The sequence below is a fragment of the Rhizobium indicum genome (genome assembly GCF_005862305.2).
Taxonomy (GTDB): domain Bacteria; phylum Pseudomonadota; class Alphaproteobacteria; order Rhizobiales; family Rhizobiaceae; genus Rhizobium; species Rhizobium indicum.
This window is the reverse complement of record NZ_CP054022.1, coordinates 83,403-104,635: the sequence shown is the minus strand read 5'-3', so window position 1 is coordinate 104,635 and position 21,233 is coordinate 83,403. Positions and strand designations below refer to the sequence as shown.

The 21,233-nt window shown below is 59.2% G+C and carries 16 protein-coding genes and 1 pseudogene; 12 read left to right on the top strand and 5 right to left on the bottom strand.

Going from position 1 to position 21,233, the window contains the following annotated elements; genetic code table 11:
* Positions 1 to 244 precede the first annotated feature (244 nt).
* Positions 245 to 400 (bottom strand): annotated as a pseudogene (locus FFM53_RS24925) (AI-2E family transporter); the annotation flags it as partial.
* On the opposite strand from FFM53_RS24925, the gene FFM53_RS24920 reads away from it, so the two are divergent.
* The 3 genes from FFM53_RS24920 to FFM53_RS24910 all read left to right on the top strand — a co-directional run bounded on the left by FFM53_RS24920 (position 380) and on the right by FFM53_RS24910 (position 2,705).
* A complete protein-coding gene (locus tag FFM53_RS24920) occupies positions 380 to 1,315 on the top strand; it encodes an alpha/beta fold hydrolase (protein ID WP_138390400.1) in 936 nt (311 codons plus the stop codon). The pseudogene FFM53_RS24925 and the gene FFM53_RS24920 sit on opposite strands and share 21 nt — an antisense overlap.
* Before the next feature lie 164 nt (positions 1,316 to 1,479).
* Positions 1,480 to 2,154: a L,D-transpeptidase gene (locus tag FFM53_RS24915; RefSeq protein WP_138390401.1), complete on the top strand. Its 675-nt coding sequence runs from the start codon at positions 1,480 to 1,482 to the stop codon at positions 2,152 to 2,154.
* A 14-nt stretch (positions 2,155 to 2,168) separates the two neighbouring features.
* Positions 2,169 to 2,705 (top strand): OmpA family protein, encoded by a 537-nt coding sequence (locus FFM53_RS24910; RefSeq protein WP_138390402.1) that lies wholly within the window; start codon positions 2,169 to 2,171, stop codon positions 2,703 to 2,705.
* A 92-nt stretch (positions 2,706 to 2,797) separates the two neighbouring features.
* On the opposite strand, the gene FFM53_RS24905 is transcribed toward FFM53_RS24910, so the two are convergent.
* Positions 2,798 to 5,260: a glycoside hydrolase family 3 C-terminal domain-containing protein gene (locus FFM53_RS24905; protein ID WP_138390403.1), complete on the bottom strand. Its 2,463-nt coding sequence runs from the start codon at positions 5,258 to 5,260 to the stop codon at positions 2,798 to 2,800.
* 201 nt (positions 5,261 to 5,461) lie between these two features.
* Between FFM53_RS24905 and FFM53_RS24900 the strand changes: the two genes are divergently transcribed.
* Positions 5,462 to 6,100 (top strand): TetR/AcrR family transcriptional regulator, encoded by a 639-nt coding sequence (locus FFM53_RS24900; RefSeq protein ID WP_138390404.1) that lies wholly within the window; start codon positions 5,462 to 5,464, stop codon positions 6,098 to 6,100.
* 69 nt (positions 6,101 to 6,169) lie between these two features.
* Here FFM53_RS24900 and FFM53_RS24895 read toward each other — a convergent pair whose 3' ends face one another.
* A complete protein-coding gene (locus FFM53_RS24895; RefSeq protein WP_138390405.1) occupies positions 6,170 to 9,196 on the bottom strand; it encodes an alpha-mannosidase in 3,027 nt (1,008 codons plus the stop codon).
* A 280-nt stretch (positions 9,197 to 9,476) separates the two neighbouring features.
* Positions 9,477 to 10,496: a LacI family DNA-binding transcriptional regulator gene (locus FFM53_RS24890; protein ID WP_138390406.1), complete on the bottom strand. Its 1,020-nt coding sequence runs from the start codon at positions 10,494 to 10,496 to the stop codon at positions 9,477 to 9,479.
* Positions 10,497 to 10,666: 170 nt separating this feature from the next.
* Between FFM53_RS24890 and FFM53_RS24885 the strand changes: the two genes are divergently transcribed.
* The 8 genes from FFM53_RS24885 to FFM53_RS24855 all read left to right on the top strand — a co-directional run bounded on the left by FFM53_RS24885 (position 10,667) and on the right by FFM53_RS24855 (position 19,825).
* On the top strand, positions 10,667 to 11,926 hold the full coding sequence (locus FFM53_RS24885) for an ABC transporter substrate-binding protein (protein ID WP_138390407.1): 1,260 nt from the start codon (positions 10,667 to 10,669) through the stop codon (positions 11,924 to 11,926).
* A 63-nt stretch (positions 11,927 to 11,989) separates the two neighbouring features.
* Positions 11,990 to 12,871, top strand: coding sequence for a carbohydrate ABC transporter permease (locus tag FFM53_RS24880; protein ID WP_020047465.1), 882 nt, complete (start codon positions 11,990 to 11,992; stop codon positions 12,869 to 12,871).
* Positions 12,864 to 13,700: a carbohydrate ABC transporter permease gene (locus FFM53_RS24875; protein WP_062941009.1), complete on the top strand. Its 837-nt coding sequence runs from the start codon at positions 12,864 to 12,866 to the stop codon at positions 13,698 to 13,700. The genes FFM53_RS24880 and FFM53_RS24875 overlap by 8 nt, the downstream gene beginning before the upstream one ends.
* A gap of 13 nt (positions 13,701 to 13,713) precedes the next feature.
* Positions 13,714 to 14,856 carry an ABC transporter ATP-binding protein gene (locus FFM53_RS24870; RefSeq protein WP_138390408.1) on the top strand — a complete coding sequence of 381 codons (1,143 nt, stop codon included), beginning with the start codon at positions 13,714 to 13,716 and terminating at the stop codon, positions 14,854 to 14,856.
* A 141-nt stretch (positions 14,857 to 14,997) separates the two neighbouring features.
* Positions 14,998 to 16,371 (top strand): NosD domain-containing protein, encoded by a 1,374-nt coding sequence (locus tag FFM53_RS24865; RefSeq protein WP_138390516.1) that lies wholly within the window; start codon positions 14,998 to 15,000, stop codon positions 16,369 to 16,371.
* Positions 16,372 to 16,463: 92 nt separating this feature from the next.
* A complete protein-coding gene (locus FFM53_RS24860; RefSeq protein WP_138390517.1) occupies positions 16,464 to 18,152 on the top strand; it encodes a glycoside hydrolase family protein in 1,689 nt (562 codons plus the stop codon).
* Between the two features lie 106 nt (positions 18,153 to 18,258).
* The gene (locus FFM53_RS36495) at positions 18,259 to 18,474 is read left to right on the top strand and encodes a hypothetical protein (RefSeq protein ID WP_246413298.1); all 216 of its coding nucleotides are present in this window, start codon (positions 18,259 to 18,261) and stop codon (positions 18,472 to 18,474) included.
* 211 nt (positions 18,475 to 18,685) lie between these two features.
* A complete protein-coding gene (locus FFM53_RS24855) occupies positions 18,686 to 19,825 on the top strand; it encodes an ROK family transcriptional regulator (RefSeq protein ID WP_138390410.1) in 1,140 nt (379 codons plus the stop codon).
* A gap of 27 nt (positions 19,826 to 19,852) precedes the next feature.
* Here the strand turns inward: FFM53_RS24855 and FFM53_RS24850 are convergent, their stop codons facing one another.
* The gene (locus FFM53_RS24850) at positions 19,853 to 20,899 is read right to left on the bottom strand and encodes a Gfo/Idh/MocA family protein (protein WP_138390411.1); all 1,047 of its coding nucleotides are present in this window, start codon (positions 20,897 to 20,899) and stop codon (positions 19,853 to 19,855) included.
* Between the last annotated feature and the right edge of the window lie 334 nt (positions 20,900 to 21,233).

Sequence of the window (21,233 nt, the reverse complement as noted above, 5' to 3'; positions counted from 1 at the left end):
CCTGGTCACTCCTCGACCCATCTTCAACGGGGCTTATCAGGATCCGACCAGGGGGCCTGGACTTCTGCCGGCAGTCCGTGGCGCACTTTCCGCACCTTGCTTGCTCGGATCACTATAGTAACATAGGCCCCGAAATCCGACCTTACGGTTGGCGTCGATTGAACATGATGATGGCTCGAATCTATCAAACCAGTCAGGGAGACGAAAGTTCCGGAAGCCACCGTTAAATGCACCGGCCGCTTCGTCAGGAATCCGACGTGCCCTCCTCCTCCACGAATATCCCCCAAGCGGCGATGAAGAGAGCGGCTATCAGCGGCCCGATCACGAAACCATTGATGCCTAGGAGAGAAATGCCGCCAATGGTGGAAATGAGGACAACATAGTCGGGAAGCTTGGTCTCCAAGATCAGGATGTTCACATCCTTGACGGTGGCAACCCACATGGCATTCCAGTCCTCCTCCTGCATGGCTGCGGCAGTCTTGCGCAGGAAATTTCGTTTCCCTTCGACAACAGCGACTTCCGGATCATTGCACCCGACCGCCCCGGCTATGGACTGAGCACGCCGCTTGCACCGGCTGAGCGTGGACCTGAGGGACAGTCCTTCTGGCTTGAACGCCTTCTCGCCTCTCTTGACCTGCCGGAGGTGACGATCGTCGCGCACTCGATCGGCAGCGCAGCCGCGCTACACCTTGCGGCAAGAAGACCGGACCTCGTCAGGGGACTTTTTCTCATCTCTCCATGTTGCGGGCCGGTGCCGCCGAAACCGTTGATTGTGCTTAGGTCAGCGGTCGCTCCGGTGGTCGGGTCGTTGATCCGCCAGCACGTCATCGGCCGGTGGCCCGCATTCTTTCTCGATCGAGGTCTGAGGTCGTCCTCTTTTCCCAATCCCCTACCTTCTCATCTCTCGGACCTGCCGGCCTCTCACGTGGTCAATCCCATTACCATCCGCACGATGGCCGACGAGTTGCGCGCCTTCAACCGAGACATGGAGCACCTTCCAGATCTGCCTGGCGATCTTCCCCTGCACGTTCTCTTCGGGCTGGCGGACCGCGTGATTTCACCGAACTGGCATATCGATTGGCTTTGCAGGAAGCATCCGGGGCCGATCGTCAGATTGCTGGAAGGTGTCGGGCATTTGCCCCATCATGTGGTCCCTGGCGTGGCGCGACGGATGCTTGGTGATCTTGTGGAGGCATGCGCACAAGAAACGGAACTCCCGCGTGTGAGGAGCATCGGCTCGCAGGCGGTTGTGGAAGCGCCATCTCGCAAAGAGTACATGCAGGTCTTCAGAGGAGATGAATCCCCGGCCCTCTAATTCGAAGCGCCGAGGCATTCCAGAGTAGCGATGGGGCAATACCAGACACAGGAGGCCCGTGACCCGATCTCCGCCTTGAGGGAGGAGATGATTTTTCTGTTGTCGCAAATGAAAAATCTGATTTACTGACGTTTCGCTGCTTGGCTTTAAGGGGGATATTGCCGATGCCGTGGACACGCAGAAATATTGTGCTTGGTGGATTGGCGTTACTTGGCGCCGGTGCAGTGCAGAAACCGGTATTTGCCGCGGCGTCTTCCTTTTTCGACGGCACCATCGTCGACAATGGCGTGACGTTCCGAAGAACCAACTTCGCCAAGATCGACAAGAAGTGGCACCGCCAGGTCGTCAAATATTTCAGCAGCGAGCCGATCGGCACCGTTGTCGTCGATACGAGGCACCATTTCCTCTACGTGATCATGGAGAACAAGACGGCCATCCGCTACGGCGTCGGCGTCGGCCGCGAGGGCTTCAAATGGTTTGGCCGCGCCACGATTGACAGCAAATCGCTGTGGCCGCGCTGGACGCCGCCGCCGGAGATGCGCAAGCGCCATCCCGAACTGCCCGAATTCGTGGCGGGAGGCTCACCGAAAAATCCGCTCGGTCCCCGCGCCATGTACCTGCATCGCGACGGCGTCGACACCGGCTATCGCTTCCACGGCACGCTGGAGCCGTGGAGCATCGGCAAGGATGCCTCCAGCGGCTGTATCCGCATGTTCAATGAAGACGCCATCGATCTTTACCAGCGTTGCCCGATCGGCACCGCGGTGCAGGTTCTGCCGCATATTGCCGACCAGGCTGAAAGTGCGGCGCAGGTCAGCCAAGCAACCCCGGTCGAATAAGGAATATCAACTTGATGTCTGCTCCGACCGGATACATGAGGCGCCTTGCCGCCGCAGCCATGCTCTTGGCGCTCGCCGCCTGCAGCACCACCGATATCGCCTCCGTGGAAGAACCTGCTGCGGCGCCGATGACCGGCCAGACCAACGATCCCGCGCCCGGTTTCGAAAACGTCGCGATGGGCAGCGAAGAGGATTTCATCCTCAATGTCGGCCGGCGGATCTACTTCAAGCAGGACTCCGCAACACTCGATTCCGTCGCCATGGCAACCCTGGATAACCAAGCCGCCTGGCTCAACAGGAACCCATCCTGGCTGCTCAAGCTGCAGGGATTTGCCGACGATTCCGGCTCCGCATCCAGTATGGAGACGCTGTCGCAGAAGCGCGCCGATGCGGCGATGGCTTATCTCGCCTCGAAGGGCGTGGACGCCAGGCGCATGTGGGCCAAGGGCTACGGCAACGACCGCGAGGTCCGCGACTGCACGGAGCGCTCCTGCAAGGTGCAGAACCGGCGCGTCGTCACCAATCTGCGCACTCAGCCCGACGCGGTTTGATCCAGCTCGAACCACTCAGCGCTTGGCGCAGACGCGCCAAGCGCTATCGGCCGGGCTCACTCGAATACGACATGGATCTCGCCAGCCTGCGTTTAATACGAAGGTGGCAGCACGTAGTCGAATGGTGACGGCAGTTCGATGATGAACCTGATATCCGCGGCATTGGCGGCCACGATCAGCTGGTAATCGCCCGGTTCGGCGCGGAAGGCACCGGACTCGACGTCGAAATAAGCGAGATCGCGGGGCAGGATCTTCAGCTCGGCTGTGCCCGTCTCACCGGATCGCAGCGAAAGCTTTGCGAAGGCCCGCAGTTCCTTGTCCGGCCGCTCCACCTTGGACTTTGGCGAGCGCACATAGAGCTGGACCAGTTCCGATCCGGCCCGGTCGCCGATATTGGTCAGATCGACGCTGATCGTCACGCCTTCGGCACCCATTTCGCTTGCTGAGAGCCGCGCCTCGCCCCAGCTGAAGCGTGTATAGCCAAGGCCGAAACCGAAGGGGAAGAGCGGTTCGACAGCGCGCGTATCGTGATGACGATAGCCGACGAACACGCCTTCGGCATAGCGCACATGCCCATCCTTACCCGGATAGACGGCTGGATCACCTGTTATCGCGGAGTTGTCGGCAAGCGCCTTCGGAAATGTCTGCGGCAGGCGCCCACCGGGCTCGACATCGCCGAACAGGACATCGGCGACGGCATTGCCCAGCGCCTGCCCGGGATACCAGATCTGCAGCACGGCGCGAACCTTGCCGAGCCAGGGCATTTCCACCGGGCCGCCGGTCTGCAGCACGACGACGGTGTTGGTGTTGACCGCCGCGACCCGCTCGATCAGTTCCTCCTGCCGACCCGGAAGCCGCATGTCGGGCAGGTCCAAGCCTTCGGTATCCCATTCGCCGTCGCGGCCGACGAAGAGAATCGCCACATCGGCATTCAGCGCCGTCTCGACGGCGTCCTGCATATCGGCCTCGCCCAAGGGCTTTTCGACGCCGAACCGAATGGCCGTGAGGTTGATCCCCTCCCCTGATGCCGCCGGCGGATCATACTCGACGGTGACGGCATGGGCCTTGCCCGCATCGAGTGCCACCGTGCCGCGCTGTTCGTCATTGGCGGTGCCGAAATAATTCTCGCCGCGTGTCCAGCCATCATGGCCGTCGACCGTGAGCCTGCCGTCGACGAAGAGCCGCGCCAGTCCAGCATTGGTCATGCCGAAGACATGATCGCCGCTCTCCTCCGGCACGAATTGCATCGTCATCCGTGCCGAGAAATCGGTTGGGTCGAGCTCGGCCGACGGCAGCTCGAACCAGAAGAACTCACCCTTGTCGACGGTTTCGACATGAAGCGGAGTGCCCTGGCAACCACGCCCCTTGAAATATTCGACGGTGATCTTTCCCTTGGCCACCTCGATCAGACGGTTGTGGCGGCAGCCGACGGCGTGGCTGACGCTGTTGGCATTGGAAAGGGCGGCTCGAATCCCTTCGAGCGGGCTGACCGTGTAATGCGCCGCGATCTGCGCGCTGCCGCCGCCCATCACACGCGCGCTCGCGGCGTTGGGTCCGATGACGGCGATCCGGTCGAGCGACGTCTTGGCAAGCGGCAGGATGCCGTCGTTCTTCAAAAGGACTGCTCCCTCTGAGCCGAGACGCCGGATCAGCGCCCGGTCTTCCGGCAGGTCGACTGCCCGCTCGGTGAGGTCGGGCCTCTTCTCGAAGGCACCGACCCGCTCGAGCAGCAGCAGGATCCGCCGCGCCGCCGCCCGCACCGTTGCCGCTTCGACCCTGCCCTCGCGCACGGCCGCAACCAGCTTCTCGCCGCGATCGCGCGCCGGGCCGGGCATTTCGAGATCAAGACCGGCATTGATCGTCTCGGCCGTCGAATGCGAACCAAACCAGTCGGACATGACGATCCCGTCGAATCCCCATTCCTCGCGCAGCACCTTGGTCAGCAGCCACTCATGCTCGCTCGTATAGGTGCCGTTGAGGCGGTTATAGGAGGACATGACGGCCATCACGCCGGCGCGCCTGACAGCCTGTTCGAAGGGGGGAAGGTAGATTTCGCGCAGCGTCCGCTCGTCGATATCGGAAGACATGGTCTGCCGCTCGATCTCGGATTCGTTGCCGGCGAAGTGCTTGATCGTCGCGGCGATCCCCTGGCTCTGCACGCCCTTGATATAGGCGACGGCCAGTTCCGCGGTCAGCATCGGATCCTCGGAATAACATTCGAAATTTCGCCCGTTGAGCCCGGAACGATGAATATTCACCGTGGGCGCGAGCAGCACCGCGGCCCCCTTGCTCTTCGCCTGGCAGGCAAGCGCCACACCCATGCGCTCGACGAGATCGGGATTCCAGGTGGCGCCGAGCGCGATGGCGACAGGAAAGCAGGTCGCCTTGACGCCGCCGACCAGCGAACCCGCGCCGCGGGCGCCATTCGGTCCGTCCGTCACCTTGATCTTCGGCACATCAAGACGCTCGACGGGAACCGTCGTCCAGAAATCGGCGCCTGATAGCAGGGAGACCTGCTCCTCGAGCGTCATCTTGTCGAGAATGGAATCGATCATGCAAACCTCCCCTTCAATGGAATTCGGGCATTGCGAAGTGCTGGCCGAGCATGCCCGGGCAATTCATCCGGCGGCGGCATCAACTTCTCCACGCGCCAGACAGTTCTTAAACCTACCGATTACTCGGTATTTTTAAGATGTCAACTGCCGAGCCGTGATGTATGGATGGAGGGCGGGAGAAAGAGGCAGGCGGAAGAGACGATGGCAGACTTATTCGAATCGAAGACCGGACAGGACGAAAAGCGACGACGCAGATCTCGCAAGGGCGAAGCGCGCCGCGCGGAGATCCTGGCGGCTGCGATGCGGCGCTTTGCCGAAGATGGCTACCAGAATGCCGCCATCGGCGATGTGGCCCGCGACGTCGGCCTGTCGCTGCCCGGCCTGCTGCACCATTTTCCGACCAAGGTCGATCTCCTGCTTGCCATCCTGGACAAGCGCGATCTCGAAAGCGAAAGCTTCGTCGGGCCCTACCGTTCCGACCTCCGCGGCCTGCTCAAGGGCATGGTCGGGGTCTTCCGCCGCAACGCCGAAATGATCGAGGTCATCAGGGCCTTCGCCATCCTGAATGCCGAGAGCCTCATGAAGGATCACCCGGCCAAGGCATGGTTTCTCGATCGCGCCACCCAGCTGCAGAACGACATCGCCGCCGCCTTCGAGCAAGCCGTCACCGATGGCTCGATAGACGGCAAGATCGATGGCCGGGCGATGGCAGCCGAGCTGATCGCGGTGATGGACGGCCTTCAGATGCTCTGGCTGCGCAATCCCACCCGCTTCGATATGGTCGGCGGGTTGGAAGCCTATGTCAGCCGCCTGCTGGCTAGCCTTGGTTTAGAGGGCTGAGCTTGGTTGAGCGCCGCGGATCATTCCGCGGCACCGAAGTGAGAGAGAGCCGTCGGCCAAGACATAGCGTCAGCCATTCTGCAGCTTCCAGGTCCTGACTTCGAACGGCATGATGTCGGCAGGTCCCTTCCGCTCCATCGGCTCTTCGAGAATGTTCAGCGGCTGCGATGCTGCCCATCCGGAAGGCAAGTTGAGGGCGAGCCTGCCGCGCCGGCCGGCCGGTTCGTAAAGGCGCAGGATGAGGCCGTCGCCCTCTTCCGCCGGCTTCAGGCCTGAGAACGCGACAGGGATGCCGGTGACCGCAAGCGGCGCAAAAATGCCGGCGGAGAGGCCGCTGAATTGAGCCGAGACGAGCGGCTGATTGAGATCGATCGCCTCGTCGAGAACGCCGCCTTCATGCCAGGCGCCTTCATGCGGCATCAGTGCATAGGTGAAGCTCTGCTCCCCTTCGTCGGCCAACGGATCCGGATAGATCGGCCCGCGTACGAGGCTCATGCCGATCACATTGCCGCGGGCGCTATGGCCGTATTTGGCATTGTTGAGCAGCGCGACCCCGAAATCCGGCTCGCTGATATCGACGAAGCGGTGCGCGACGGCCTCGAACATCGCCTGCTCCCAGGACGTATTCGTGTGCGTTGCCCGTTCGACGATGCCGAAGGCGCATTCGAAGGTCGCCTTGCGGGCCTGCGCGGCGACCGGGTTCAGGGTTCGCAGCAGCGTGCGGCGATCATGCCAGTCGATCGTCGTTTCGATGTCGAGCCGCCTGGCGTTGGCCGTCAGCACATAGGTCTGCGTGACGCTCGAATTCCGGTAGCGGTAAACGACGCGGATCGCCGCGCGGTGCGGGCCGTCTTCAACGAGGGTGATACTATCAGGCGTATCGAGGCGGACGGCCTTTTCGGCATAATCCGCATCGATGTCCCAGGCGTCCCAGTTGCGCGGCTTGTCGGCCGGATAGACCCAGAGCTGATTTGCCGAGCCGTCGACCGCTTCCCGGCCCGTTGCCTTGTGAAGGAGGCTCGAAACCGCCCCGTCCCTGCCGATGGAGACCGAGAGGTGCTCGTTTTCGAGACGCTCGGGGCCTGCCTTCAGCCCGCCCGCCGGCTTGAGCGAGCCCTTGTCGAAGACCGTGACGGACAAGGGGGCGACGAGATCGGCGGCCGCGACGACCGTGCCGTCGGAGAGCGTTGCGCTGAGCTGTCTGGCCGCAAGAGACGGATTGACGACGACGAGGGCATCGCCAACCCCGCCTTTCGGCAGCTTGGCCGACAGCGCTTGCAAGGCATTTGCCTGTTCGGTTCCAGCACGTTCGATGACGCCGCCCAGTTCCTGCTCGGCATCCTGATAAACTTCACGGATGCTCGAGCCCGGCAGAATGTCGTGAAATTCGTTCTTCAGCACCACGCGCCAATCCGCTTCGAGGCTTCGGGGCCTGTCTGCTCCGAGCATATGCGCCAGCGAAGCGATGGTTTCGGCGGTGATCAGCGCGCGTTCGGCCTGGCGATGCTTGCGCTTGACGCCGCTTTGCGACGTCAGCGTGGCGCGGTGCAGTTCGAGATAGATTTCGCCATCCCATACCGGAAGGTTCTTTTCGCCTGCGGTGCGGTGCGCCTGTTCGTAATAGCTTTTGACGGTGCCCCAGCGTGCCTGCGGGATCGCCGGGAAATCGCGCAGCTGCACCTCGCGCTCGACCATCTCGGGCGTGACGCCGCCGCCGCCGTCGCCATATCCGACGGCCAGCAGCGAGGTATCGTGCTGTGTCTTGCCGCGGAAATTCTTCCATGTCGGCACGTAGCAATCGGCTTGCACGAAGCCGTTATAACCCTGCATCGGATTGTCGAACGTGTGGGTCAGCACCCGGCTGCCGTCGAGACCCTTCCACCAGAAGAGATCGGATGGAATATGGTTGGTCTCGCTCCAATTGACCTTGATCGTGAAGAAGCTGTCGATGCCGCCCTGCCTCAAGATTTGCGGCAGCGCGCCTGAAAAGCCAAAGCAATCGGGCAGCCAGCAGACCGTATGGCGCGTGCCGAAGGTCTTTTCGAAATAACGCTGGCCATAGAGAACCTGACGGGCGAGACTTTCGCCGGTCGGCATGTTCGTGTCGGGCTCCACCCACATGCCGCCGACGGTTTCCCACTTTCCTTCCGCGACCTTCTGCTTGATGCGATCGAGAAGCTCCGGGTCTTCCTCTTCCATCTGCGCGTAATAATGGGCGGTCGATTGATTGAAGCGGAAATCGTCGGAGCGCTCCATCAATGACAGCGCCGTATTGAAGGTGCGCCGCATTTTCCGCCGCGTCTCGCGATAGGGCCAAAGCCAGGCGAGATCGATATGCGCATGGCCCGTCAGCAGCAATTCTCCATTCGGCGGGAAGCGCTTCTGCAGCTCCTTCAACTTCGCCGTCAGAGCCTCGAAGGCTGTGGCTGCCGAAGCGCTCTGCTCCTCCGTAAGGCCTGCCGGATTAGCCTCGAGCTCCGGCAGTTCCCAGATTTTCTGCTGCATGACAGCGCTTGATGTGCGGGAGACATAGGCCGCCGTATCCGACGGCCAGTCGAGACTGCGCAACGAGTGCTCGGCGGCATCCATCAGGTGCGGCACGACTTCATGCTCGCCCAGCACATCGATTGCCTCGGCAACCTGCTTTAACAGAAGATGCAGGCGGTGAGCTGGACCATCGAGCCAGATAAATCGGGCCTTGTTGAGCCGTGGAGCGCGATTGGGCTCGCCGAATGGAAACCGGGCGACGGTTTCCGTTGCGATCGAAAAGCGGCGGCCCTTCAGCGGGAATTCCTGATGGTAGGGATCGAGACCGAATGTTTCCGTCTCGCCGTCGGGGTAGCTGAGCGTAATCAGGCTCTCGCCGCCGAGGTCGAGCTGCAGGCGAATATCGCCGAGAGGCCACGCCTCCGGCGCTTCAGCGGTCGCGGCAAAATGCACCACCCCCTGGCGGTGCGGCCAACCCTGGTGATGGCCAATCGGCTCGCCCTCGAACGTCCAGCCGTCGATCGCAACACTTTGTCGATCTCGCCAATGCGCCAACTCGGCAATGCGAACTTTGAGACGATCGAGGCGCTGGGCAATGGTCAGAGGCATGGCTTATCCTGTTGAAAATCGACGGCTGACAATCTTGTCGTCATGCTTTTGGGGTCATGGTCATGGTCATGGTTTGGGGGAGATGAAGATGGCGCGACCGACATCGCGATTGCCCGGCCCCTCCTCCAAGCAGGCTTGCAGAGTCTTAGATTAAGTAACTTTGATTTGGCGTCAAGCCCGGAAGAAGCGAACCGCTCCGGCTTTACCGGATGCCACTGTCACGCCATGTTCTTGCGAAAGCTTGCTTGCTCGATCAGACGCTCTCATGCATGAGGTCAGATTACAGGGAGCGCACCGAAAGTCGCTCCACCAAATTGCAGGACATAACTCGACTGGTCGGGCAAACTTCGCTTCCCGCCACCACGCTATTCAACAATTCCGCCCCTTGCAGACCGAGATCGTAATATGGCAAAGCGGCAGTGGTCAGCTCCGGCCTCAGCGCCAGGGAAACCGTCCGGAAATCGTCAAAGCCGACAATACTGACATCCTCGGGAATCCGAAGACCCAATGCCATGGCCGCGATGTAGATTTGGATCGCCATTTCGTCGTTGCCGCTCATGATTGCGGTCGGTCGATCCTTTTGTTGAAGCATCTCGGTGGCGGAAGCAAAAACGTAGTTCTTCTCTGCTCCTACCGGTCCTTCCATGCCAAGGCGGATAGTGAGGTCGTTCTCCGCAAGGCCAAAGTCTCCGGTGGTTTTGCGGAAAGCATCGAGGCGCAGTTCCGCACCAAGCAAAATGGGATTGAGCCGGATATAGCCGATCTTTCGATGCCCCCGCTCAAGCAGATAGCGTGTGAGATCCTGAGCGCCCTGGTAGTCATCGGGTTCGATCGACGGCAACAATTCGCTCGTTTTTGGTCGGCAGTTGATCATGACTGTGGGGATGCCGACGTCGCCGATTTCGGGGTCAACGATGCGATGGTACATCGTTACGTAGAGAACACCGTCAATGCGGTGCGATTGGAACATTTTCCAAATTTTAATTTCCTGCTCGGATGCGCCGCCGGTGTTTGCCATCAGAATGGTCTTGCCGTTGGCGTTGGCCCAATCCTGGATCCCGCGAACGATATCCACTGAATAAGGCGTCGTCGACACGTAGTCAGCGATGATGCCAAATGTGTTGGAGCGACTTGAGCGTATTTGGCGCGCGGCCATATTGGGCACATATCCGAGGTCCCGGATTGCCCTTTCGACCCTCTCTCTCGTTTCCTCGGTCACATATGGTTCGCCGTTAATGACGCGAGACACAGTTTTGTTGGAAACTCCCGCCACTTTCGCGACGCTGACTATGCTCACCATCTACGCCAATCTCCTTGCCCGGATTCGTTTTAAACCAGACGCATGACAACGTCGACATATTTTTCTGACAACGTCGTCATTCCATATTGACAACGTCGTCATACGAGGACTACCTTCGCAGCAAGAAGGAGGGCTCAGTGCAAGTGCAGCGAGCCAAATGGGAGGAATCAATGAAGAAATTGCTTGGTGCCAGCGCACTTGCGCTTGTTTTCATAGCCGCCACTGCCAATGCCGAAGCCATCAACATTCTGGTGGAAGGCGGCGGCGAAATGTTGCAGAAGGCGGTCGCCGAGAAGTTTACTGCCGAAACAGGCATCGAGGTGAACTTCACGACCGTTCCCTATCAGGGTGTCTTTGACAAGTTCTCGGCCGAAATCGCCTCAGGCTCTTCTGCGTTCGATGTCGTGACGATCGACGTCGTGTGGAATGCGAAATTCGCGAGCCACGTCGAGGATCTCTCGGCTCTTTTCACCGATGCGGTTCGCGCGGATCTGCCGCCTGTCTTGCTTGCCGATGCGAAGGTCGGTGACAAACTGATCGGCATGCCTGCCTGGGCCAATGCCGAGATCGTGTTCTATCGCAAGGATCTGTTTGATAAGGCTGAGGAAAAAGAGGCTTTTCAGGCCAAGTATGGCTATCCTCTCGCGCCGCCCAAAACCTGGCAGCAGTGGCGTGACATCGCCAAATTCTTCACGCGTGACACTGACGGCGATGGAAAGACCGACTTCTGGGGCACTGACACCATCGGCACGTTTTCAGAGGAATGGATGGCGCATGTGCTGCAGGCGGGTTCGCCAGGGGTGATCCTCGATAAGGACGGGCAGGTCATTATCGACAATGAGGCGCACAAAAAGGCACTTGAATTCTACATCGCGCCACACTGTGTTGATCATTCCGTTCCTGAAAATGTGAACGAAATCGGCTGGGGCGAGGCGCAGAACCTGTTCTACCAGGGCAAAACAGCCATGATGAAGTTCTGGGCGCACGCCTACAAGATGACGCCTCCGGATTCAAAGGTCAGCGGCAAGGTCGGCGTGGTGCCGATGCTGGCCGGCGATGCCGGGATCGCAGCTGTTCCCGGCCCTTGGTACAACGTCGTTCCCTCGACATCCGAGCACAAGGATGCAGCGAAAAAATTCATATCGTTTGCTATCGCCAATAATACCCTGGGTATCGAAGCTCCCCTCGGCCTTGCCGCGACGAATTCCGCCTATCGGAGCTATTCAGCCAAGGCCGGCTATGAGCACTTCCCCCCACTTCTTGAGACGCTGAGCGCGCCCGCCACCCAGGGCCGGCCGATCAATGAAAAATATCAGGAAATAGTCGATGAAGCTGTGCTGCCCGCTATCCAGCAGGCACTCACCTGCAAGGCAGATATCGGGGAGGTCCTGACGGAAGCCAAGGAAACGATCGAGGACATTCTCAACTAGCCTCGTACATTCCTCCACATCGTGGGGCAAAATATGCCCCACTCTTAGCTTTCGGAGACGGACATGTCGGGTGAAGACCGATTTGTACTTTGCATGCTCGCGCCTGCTGTCGCCATCCTCGGCGTGCTGGTCGCTTACCCGGTGGGGCTCCTGGTATTCGATTCCTTTTTCAAGGTCGATACGATCACGCCCCATATTCGCGAATGGGTCGGCCTGCAGAACTATGTCGATGCCTTGACGTCGAAACGTGTCATGGAAAGCGCTCTGCGGACCGTTCAGTATTCGCTCTTCGCGCTGTTTTTCGAGTTCACGTTCGGTTTCTGTGCGGCGCTGCTTTTTTCGGCGCTTGCCGGTCAATCGCGGTGGCATCGCACGATCTTCGCTCTGCCGCTGATGGTTCCGCCCATCGTCGCGGGTCTACTTTGGCGATTTCTGCTCGTCGGCAATATCGGCATCCTGAACTACGGGCTCGTCCGTTTGGGTCTGATTAGCGATCCAGAGGCAATCGCATGGTTGTCCAGCGAAGATATCGTCATCTATTCTGTTTCCTTTGCCGACATCTGGCTGACGACTTCCTTTGTCGCCCTTGTGTCCTATGCCGGGCTGACGAACATCCCGAAAGACCTGCTGGAGGCAGCGCGGATCGACGGGGCGAATGCCCTCAAGCGCTTCTGGCATGTCACCCTTCCCCTCATGCGGCCGGTGATCGCCGTCGTGGTGATCGTGCGAGGCGTGGATGCTGCAAAGACATTCGACCTGATCTGGATACAGACGCAGGGTGGTCCCAGTCATGCTTCCGAAGTGTTCTCGATGAACATCTACCAGCGCATGGTTCGGTTCGGCGATCTCGGCGAGGCTTCCGCGTCAGGAACATTGTTCCTCATCGTCATGATGCTTTTGGCGGCAGTCGCCTATTGGAAGATATGGAGGCCGGTCCATGCGTAGAGCTCCCCGCCTCAATCTCAGCGGAATCCTGATCAACGCGGCAGCCCTCGTGTTGGTGCTATCCTACGCGCTGCCTTACATCTATCTCCTCATGACCTCCATCAAGCCGGCGGCTGATGTGCAGCAGATCCCGCCAAGCTTCTTTCCCGCCGTTGTCTCGTTCGAGAATTTCCGCGAAGTGCTGCGATCCTCCACTTTGCCGAGAGCCTTCGTCAATTCCCTGACCGTCGCGGTACTGACGACGGCTCTCTCGCTTTCGGTGGCAGTGCCTGCCGCTTACGTCGCCACGCAGTACCGGCGCCGGATCACCACCATTTTCCTGCTCTTCGCCCTGGTGACGCGCATGGTGCCGTCGGTGGCGCTCGGAGTGCCGCTGTTCCAGCTTTTGAAGTCTGTGGGTCTGCTCGATACCATTCCAGGCCTGGTGCTCGCTCACACGTCGGCTGCGGTACCACTGGCACTGCTGCTCATGTCCGCGTTCTTCGAGGGCATACCGAAGGAGCTCGAAGAAGCGGCGCGCATGGATGGCTGCACACGATTCCAGGCGTTTCGAAAGATCGTGCTTCCGGTCATGACAGGGGGAATAGCGGTCACCGCGCTCTTTACCTTCATCACAAGCTGGAACGAGTTTCTTTACGCGCTGCTGCTGACGTCCGAGGCGACCAAAACGGCGCCGATCGTCATCGCTGAATACAATTCGGTCTATGGGCTTGCCTGGGGGGCGATGACCGCGGCAGCCGTCCTCTACTCGCTGCCGGTCATCATCGTAACGCTCGCACTGCAAAAACAGATCGTCGGCGGCCTGACTTTCGGCGCTGTAAAGGGATGAGGGAGGCAAAGGCATGGCCGGCATAGAACTGCGCAATATCAACAAGGTCTACGGAAACAGCTTTCACGCTCTGCACGATCTGAGCTTCGACATCAGGGATGGCGAGTTCATGGTGTTCGTCGGCCCGTCCGGATGTGGGAAATCGACGGCGCTCAGGATGATTGCCGGCCTGGAGAGCATTACGAGCGGTGAACTCAAAATCGGTGACAGGTTAGTCAACGATGTCGATCCCAAGGATCGCGACATCGCCATGGTCTTTCAGTCCTATGCGCTCTACCCGCACAAGACCGTGCGGGAGAACATTGCCTTCCCATTGCTGATGGCAGGCCTGCCGAAGACCGAGATTGCCAGCCGCGTAGACGAAGCAGCCCGCATCCTCGAACTGACGACTTTGCTCGACCGCAGGCCGGCACTCCTTTCAGGAGGCCAGCGTCAGCGTGTCGCCATGGGACGGGCGATCGTCCGCAAACCAGCGGCCTTCCTGATGGATGAACCGTTGTCGAACCTCGATGCCAAGCTGCGCGTGCAGATGCGCGCCGAGATCGCCAGCCTCCAGAGAAAACTGAATGTCACGACGATTTACGTGACCCACGACCAAGTCGAGGCGATGACGATGGGTGACCGCGTCGCTGTCATGAAAGGCGGTGTGCTGCAGCAAGTCGACACACCGCAAAACCTGTACAATCGTCCTGACAATGTCTTCGTCGCCGCCTTTATCGGATCGCCTTCGATGAATTTGTACGAGGCCGTTCTGAATGGAAGGACGCTGACCCTGGGCAGCAACAGCTTGGAAATCTCCGACCAGGTTTTTGAAGGCCGCCCCTCGCTCAACGGCGCGTCCAACCGTCAGGTCATTGTTGGTATCCGGCCCGAGCATATGAACGATGCCGCAATCCGGCCCTCTTCGGCCGAGATCTCGGCCCCGGTCGCTCTTGTCGAGGCGCTAGGTTCTGAATCCATGGTGCATCTGAATATCGACGCCACCCGTGTGGATGCCGGCGACCCGGACGCCGTCGCCGACATCGGCAACGAAAAGGCTGCTGTAGCCCGCTTTTCTCCGAAGAGCACAGTCCGAGCAGGTGACATCGCGCGCATCGCTGTCGATGCCGACGAACTCCATTTCTTTGAACCGGACATCCGCACCAGCATCTGGTGATGGTGCGCAGGATTTTGCTCCAAACTCGAACAAGAAAGCCGGTTGAACGCATAACCCCAGGCGGCTTTCGCACGACAAGCCAATCAAGAACATCGGTCTACTCTCGCTGTGGAGTAGGAAATGGCCGAGGAGACGTTAGCAATGGTAAGTGAAAACTTTTACGACGTAACACAATATCCCTTAGGCAACCCCCAAGAGGACATTGGATCGGTCATCAATAGCATCATTGCGGATATTAAGAGCAGGCAAGCGGTTCGCGACCAGAATGACGGCGGGAAGCCTGGAGCGGTGATCTATATTCCGCCAGGCGATTATCGTCTTGCCACCCAAGTCGTTATAGACCTGAGCTATCTGAAGATTGTCGGCTCGGGACATGGTTTTACGTCTTCGAGCATCCGTTTCAACACACCCGCAAACGAACTGGCACAGTGGCGTGAAGTGTGGCCGGGCGGAAGTCGCATATGTGTGGACATGTCTCCGGACGCCGCCGACGGTGAGGCTGCCGGAGCCGCGTTCTACGTCAAGCGCACCGGCGATCCTCGCATAAGCTCTGTGGAGTTTGCCGATTTTTGCATCGATGGCCTGCACTTCATGGACGACGGTTCGGGGCAGAATGATGCGGAAAATACCTACAGGAATGGCAAAACGGGAATCTATGTGGGCAGCGCCAATGACTCATTCCGAATAACGGGGATGGGCCTTATCTATCTGGAACATGGCGTGACTGTTCATGACGCGGATGCGCTGGCAATAGACAACAATTTCATTGCAGAGTGCGGCAACTGTATCGAATTGAAAGGTATGGGGCAGGCCTCGAGGATAGCGAATAATTTTGTCGGAGCCGGATATAGGGGACATTCCGTCTACGCTGAAAATTACGGCGGCATCCTGGTCTCTTCAAACAACGTCTTCCCCCGAGGCGCCAGCAGCGTCTATTTTTCCGGCGTGGTGCGTTCCTCGATCACAGGAAACAGATTCCATTCCTTCTATCCCGGAATGCTGGTTTTTGCTGCGAATTGCTGCGAAAACCTGGTCTCCTCAAATCACTTCCTGCGAGATCGCGAGCCGTGGGCGCCCATGCAGAGGTACGATAACGGCCTGGATGACCTGTTCGGACTTTTGCACATTGATGGCAGCAACAATTCGGTAATCGCCAACCACATTTCAGAAACGATCGATATTCAATATATCAAGCCTCTCGCCGCAAAGCCGGTGATCATCAATGTCGTTTCCGGCAGCGGCAACTACATCGCCAATAATCACATCGTGGCCACAACCGAAATTTCGCAGATCAACGACGCACCAAACAGCGCCTGTTTTTCAACGCAAGTGGGCGCATTGCTTTCAACGGACAATTTGAAGGCGCTCGAGGTAACGGCAGTATTGGTGCAAAGGGGTTCGCTGCGGAATACAGTTCTGGATTCAGGCAGTGTCGATCAGGTCGAGATGGACAGAACAGTGAATGCTTTCAGGGGCACTCCAGTTCTTGGGCAATCGTCGGCAGAGTTTCACTAGGCCGAGCATAGCTAGGCCGTCGGCCGAAAATCCAGTGACTATTCGGAGTTGTGTTCATGGCGAACCAAATGGATCGGGAAGATGACCCGTTGATGCAGCAAAACCTGTTCCTACCCTCGGGGTATCACTTGGAATTTTGGGCCGCGGGCGACGGCTTTTTTCGTATCGACATTGACGGGAAAACGGTTTGGCAGGTTCGGTCATTTGCCATCCATCCGGAGTTTTTCAAATATCACCACAGGGAAGCGTGCGAGGTCACCATTGTCACCAATGCGCCGGACGCTGTTCTGTGGGCCTATGGATATCAGCCTCAAACCGTGAACGAGACCGGTATAACAGTGTTTGAATTCTCGCAAAAAGGGATCCTTCAACGCACCGGCGCGGAAATTGAAGATTGGCTTCGGTCCGATCCGGATCGTCCTGCGCTTCATTTCTCGCCAATCCGGCATTGGATGAACGACCCCGTAGGTCTCTGCAAGATCGACGAGTTATGGCACCTTTTCTATCAATTCCATCCGAGCGGCAGTGATTGGGGACCGATGCACTGGGGACATGCGACCAGCCGCGATCTGGTCAATTGGCGTCACATGCCGGTATTTCTGCATCCAGAACAGAACCTGTGGCGTCTCGGCGCTACAGGAGGCGCATTCTCCGGCAATGCCTTTCGGGATCGAGATGGAAGTTTGATGTTCTTTTACACCGAGCGCCTGCCTGCCTATGACCTTTTCAAGGGCTATCGGGAAATTCAGAAAATAGCGCGGCCAGATCGGCTGATGATCAAGGCGGAAGGCATTGTGACGGTGTTGGAAGAGCGTCCCGACGGTGTCGAGCACGACTTCCGCGATCCAAAAGTTTGGTGGGATGACACAGCCAACGCCTATCGCATGATACTCGGCGCATCGATCGAAGGTGATCCCGCGGTGTTGTTGTTCGGCTCCGGCGATGGCCTCGATTGGCAATATCTCAGGCCGCTCTACCGTGCGCCGGTTAATTTCCGCCAAGAAGGCGCGCGTGCGGTGGAATGCCCGGATTTCTTTCGGCTGGAGGAAAAGTGGGTTCTGGTGATGGGTTTTGTTGGCCATGTCGAGCCACGAACACGGCGCCACAATCTCCTTTATGCCATGATCGGCGAGTTTATCGACGACTGCTTCGTACCCGACGTGCCGGAACTGCAATTGCTGGATTTCGGCACCGATTATTACGCGATGCAGAGTTTCGAAGCGGGAGGGCGCCAGATCGCCTTTGCCTGGCTCTTCAATTGGGAATATCGCAAGCCTGAGGGCTCTGCCTATTCCGGGGAGATGTCCCTACCGCGTGTTCTAAGTTTGAGTGAAGACAGGAAGAGGCTGCGCATGCTGCCGACGATCGAAGTCGACGATCACTTTGCCGCTGCCCCTATCGTCGAGGAACAAAGCGGCAAATTCTCGCTACCAATGGCTCCCATTGAAATCCGCCTTTCCGGAGCCCTGGAAGGCAGCAAGGCCGTTGCGACGCAGGGCGGCGAACTTGCCTTCGAGGTGGGCGTCGCTGGCGGTATTCTCTCGATCCGGCTCGCCCAGGACGACGGCTCGATCCATTACGTGGCGGAGCTTGCCGACGGAAAGGACCTTCGTCTGTTTCATGATTGCGGAATCATCGAGATTTTCGCCGATGGCGGAACTGTTTGTGGAACCCGTCGCGGCTACGCGAATATCAACCCCGATTACCTGGAAATCTCATCGTCCGCTTCAACGCGGGTGCTGGAGAGGGATGCGAAACGCTGCTGTGCTGCCGCGAGATGAGCTATTGAATGAAACGCCTGGGCCTTCACGGAATAACGAGATCTTGATCGACGACAATGGTTATCGAAACCCCTGTCGGCCCTATTTGACCGAGAATTGCACTGATATGGCAGATTTCAGGCAGCTGGGGAGGGTCGGATGCTTCAAGTCCGTATTGACAGCCACGATAGCCGTCATCGTGATTGCCGTATCGTCGTCATCCTGCACGACGACCTCGAATGACTCGATGCAAACCGGCTCGGTTGGATATACCGGCACCGACTATTCGCTCAGACCTGCCTGCCGCGATGGATTCGGCAACGATCATCCTTGCAGCTATTAGTGACCAATAGAGTGAAGCTTCCATTGCCATGTCGTTTCGACGATCTGTTGACGCATTGCGCGGCATTCGCCCCGCCGCGCGTCGTCAGCGCCTTGATGGCGCTGATCCCGGTTGATAGGACGTTCAGCCCAAAAAGCGGCCGCTAAGCCCGGCTTTCCCATAGCCCGTGGATGAAGTACACAACCGAGATGGTGCTCTAGGAAAGACAGTCATGCGGTATCTTCGGTCAGGGCCGCGTCGGCTTCACACTCAGGAGATGGGCGCCCAGCGCGCCAAAACGGTCGGTCTGCGGTCCGGCGAAATCGCCGATCGAAACATTCGCGTCATTCTGGAAGCCATCCGCCGCCATGGCCCGCTGACGCGGATGGAACTCGGCCGGCATTGCGGCCTGACCGGTCCGGGCATTACCAATATTCTCCGCCGACTGGCTGACGAAAAGCTTGTCACCTCCAACCGCCGCAATGGCGTTGGCGGAGGGGCCACCGCTACCGAGTTTGCCTTGCGCCCGGAAGGTGCTTTCTCGATCGGCGTCAAGCTTCGCCAAAGGCGTGGCGAGGCCGTGCTCATCGATCTGAGTGGCCAGGTCCATGACCGGGTCTATATCGAGCTGGACCCCGCTGACAAAGTCGGCCTGGTGCATGCGGCCGTCAGGGATATGGTCGATCGCCACGCGACATTGCCGATCATCGGGCTCGGCATCGCCGCCAACGACTGGACGGACGATCAAAGCGATCAGATCGCCGCGATGTCGACGATCGCGCGTCCCTATGTCGAGAACGAGTGCACGGCGAGCCTTCTCGCCGAGCGCACGATCGGCAGCTCCGGCAGGGAAGGCGGACTTGCGATGATCATCATCGACGACGACGTTCAGGCCGGCTTTCTCATTCGCGGTATTCCCTATTCCGGCGTGCATGGCCGGGCAGGCAGCATCGGCGAAATGCTGACCGGTCCCGACAATGTCCAGCTCAATACCGTCGTCGGTTTCGAGTCCTTGCGATCACGGATCGGCGACCGGGACTTCACCCGTCTGCTGCAAGGGGAGGAAATCTCCTCGCCGTTACTGTCGCAATGGATACGGGAAGCCGCAGGCCATCTGCTCGACCCGATCATCGCCATGGCCGGTTTCCTCGCGCCGAGCGTCGTCATGATCGGCAGCGACCTGCCGCAGTCCGTGATCGAAGCGCTGATCCATCAGCTTTCCATCGAGCGGCGCGACACCTCGACGAGACCGTTGCTGACGCCCTGGATTTCGCCGATGAAACCCGCGAGTTTCAGCGGCGGCGGCGTTGCGCTCGGTGCAGCCCTCCTGCCCTTCCTCAACACTTTGCTGCTGCCGCCGGCTTCGGCCTGATGGCCCAACCAGCCGCTTTGGCGCGACTCAGCCGAGCGCTTCATCGGCGTGGCTGAGATCGGAGGCCAGCGCCTTGTCCAGGACTTTCTGGATATTGGCCGCCCGCCGGAACGAGGGTTCCTGGGTCCTGCCCGCCCGCACGGCCTGGACGAAACGCTGGTAGTTCGTCTCGACCGGATCGAAGGGGACGTCACGCCAGGTCGCCGTGTGCACGTCTTCTCCAAGACAGGCGCGTAGCGTCGATTTTCCGGTGTCGTAGATCATCTCGATCGAGCCGGTTTCGCCATAGACCCTGAGGCGCAGCTGATCCATCTGTCCGGCCGCCGTGCGCGTCGCCTGGATCGTCCCGATCGCCCCGCCGAAGAAATCGACATTCATCGTAAAACTGTCATTCGCATCGAGATCATACTCGCCGATCTTGTGTCCCGGCGCCTTGTCGAAGGTCTTCAGCCGGGCGAAGACATGAGCAACGTCGAGCCCGGAACCGTATGATGCGAAATCGACGATGTGAATTCCGATATCGCCGAGCGCGCCGTTGGATCCGTGTTTCTTGCTCAGCCGCCACAGCCATTTGCTTTCGCTCTTCCAGTCGCCCCAGTGGCGGCCGACCAGCCAGCTTTGCAGGTGGGAAGCCTCGACGTGCCTGATCTCCCCGATTTCGCCGGCGAGCACCATCTGCCGGCCTTTCTGAAGAGCAGGCGAATTGCGATAGGTGAAATTGACCATGCCGACCTTGCCCGATCGCTCGATGGCCTCGGTCATCTCCATGGCCTTGACCGCATCGGTGGCGAGCGGCTTTTCGCAGAAGACGTGCTTGCCGGCGGCAATGGCCTGAAGCGTCGTCGGGTGGTGAATGCGGTCCGGCGTGACGTTTGCCACTGCGTCGAACTCGCCCCAGGCGAGAGCATCCTCGAGGGTCGTGAAATGATTGGCGATGCCATGTTCGGTGCAAAAGGCCGCGAGCCTTTCCGGGACGACATCGACGCCGCCCACCACGCTGACGCCTTCGATCGCCTTGAAGTTGGCGGCATGCTGGTTGGCCATTCCGCCGGTACCGAGAATGAGTAGACGCATCTTATCCTCCATGGAATTAACTTCCCCGCCGCAGTTCAGCCGGGCAAAACCACACTCGCGCCATCGCAGCCATCCGCGATTGCCTCGTGCTCTTCTTCAGGAAAATTGCGGTGGATGCGCCGCGCGTGCCGCGGGACGCTCCATCACTTTCACGGCGCATGTTCTTTTCCGGAAATCGATCTCGATTTTCCGGAACTGTGCGCTAGCTGCTGTTGATTGTCGCCAGCATCTCAACCTCCCGGGTCTGGCCTTCCAAGCTGTGGCTTGACATCAAATCAAAGTAACTTAATCTAATTAATGCAGCACGGAAATGAGGAGAGGTCAACTGACCGCC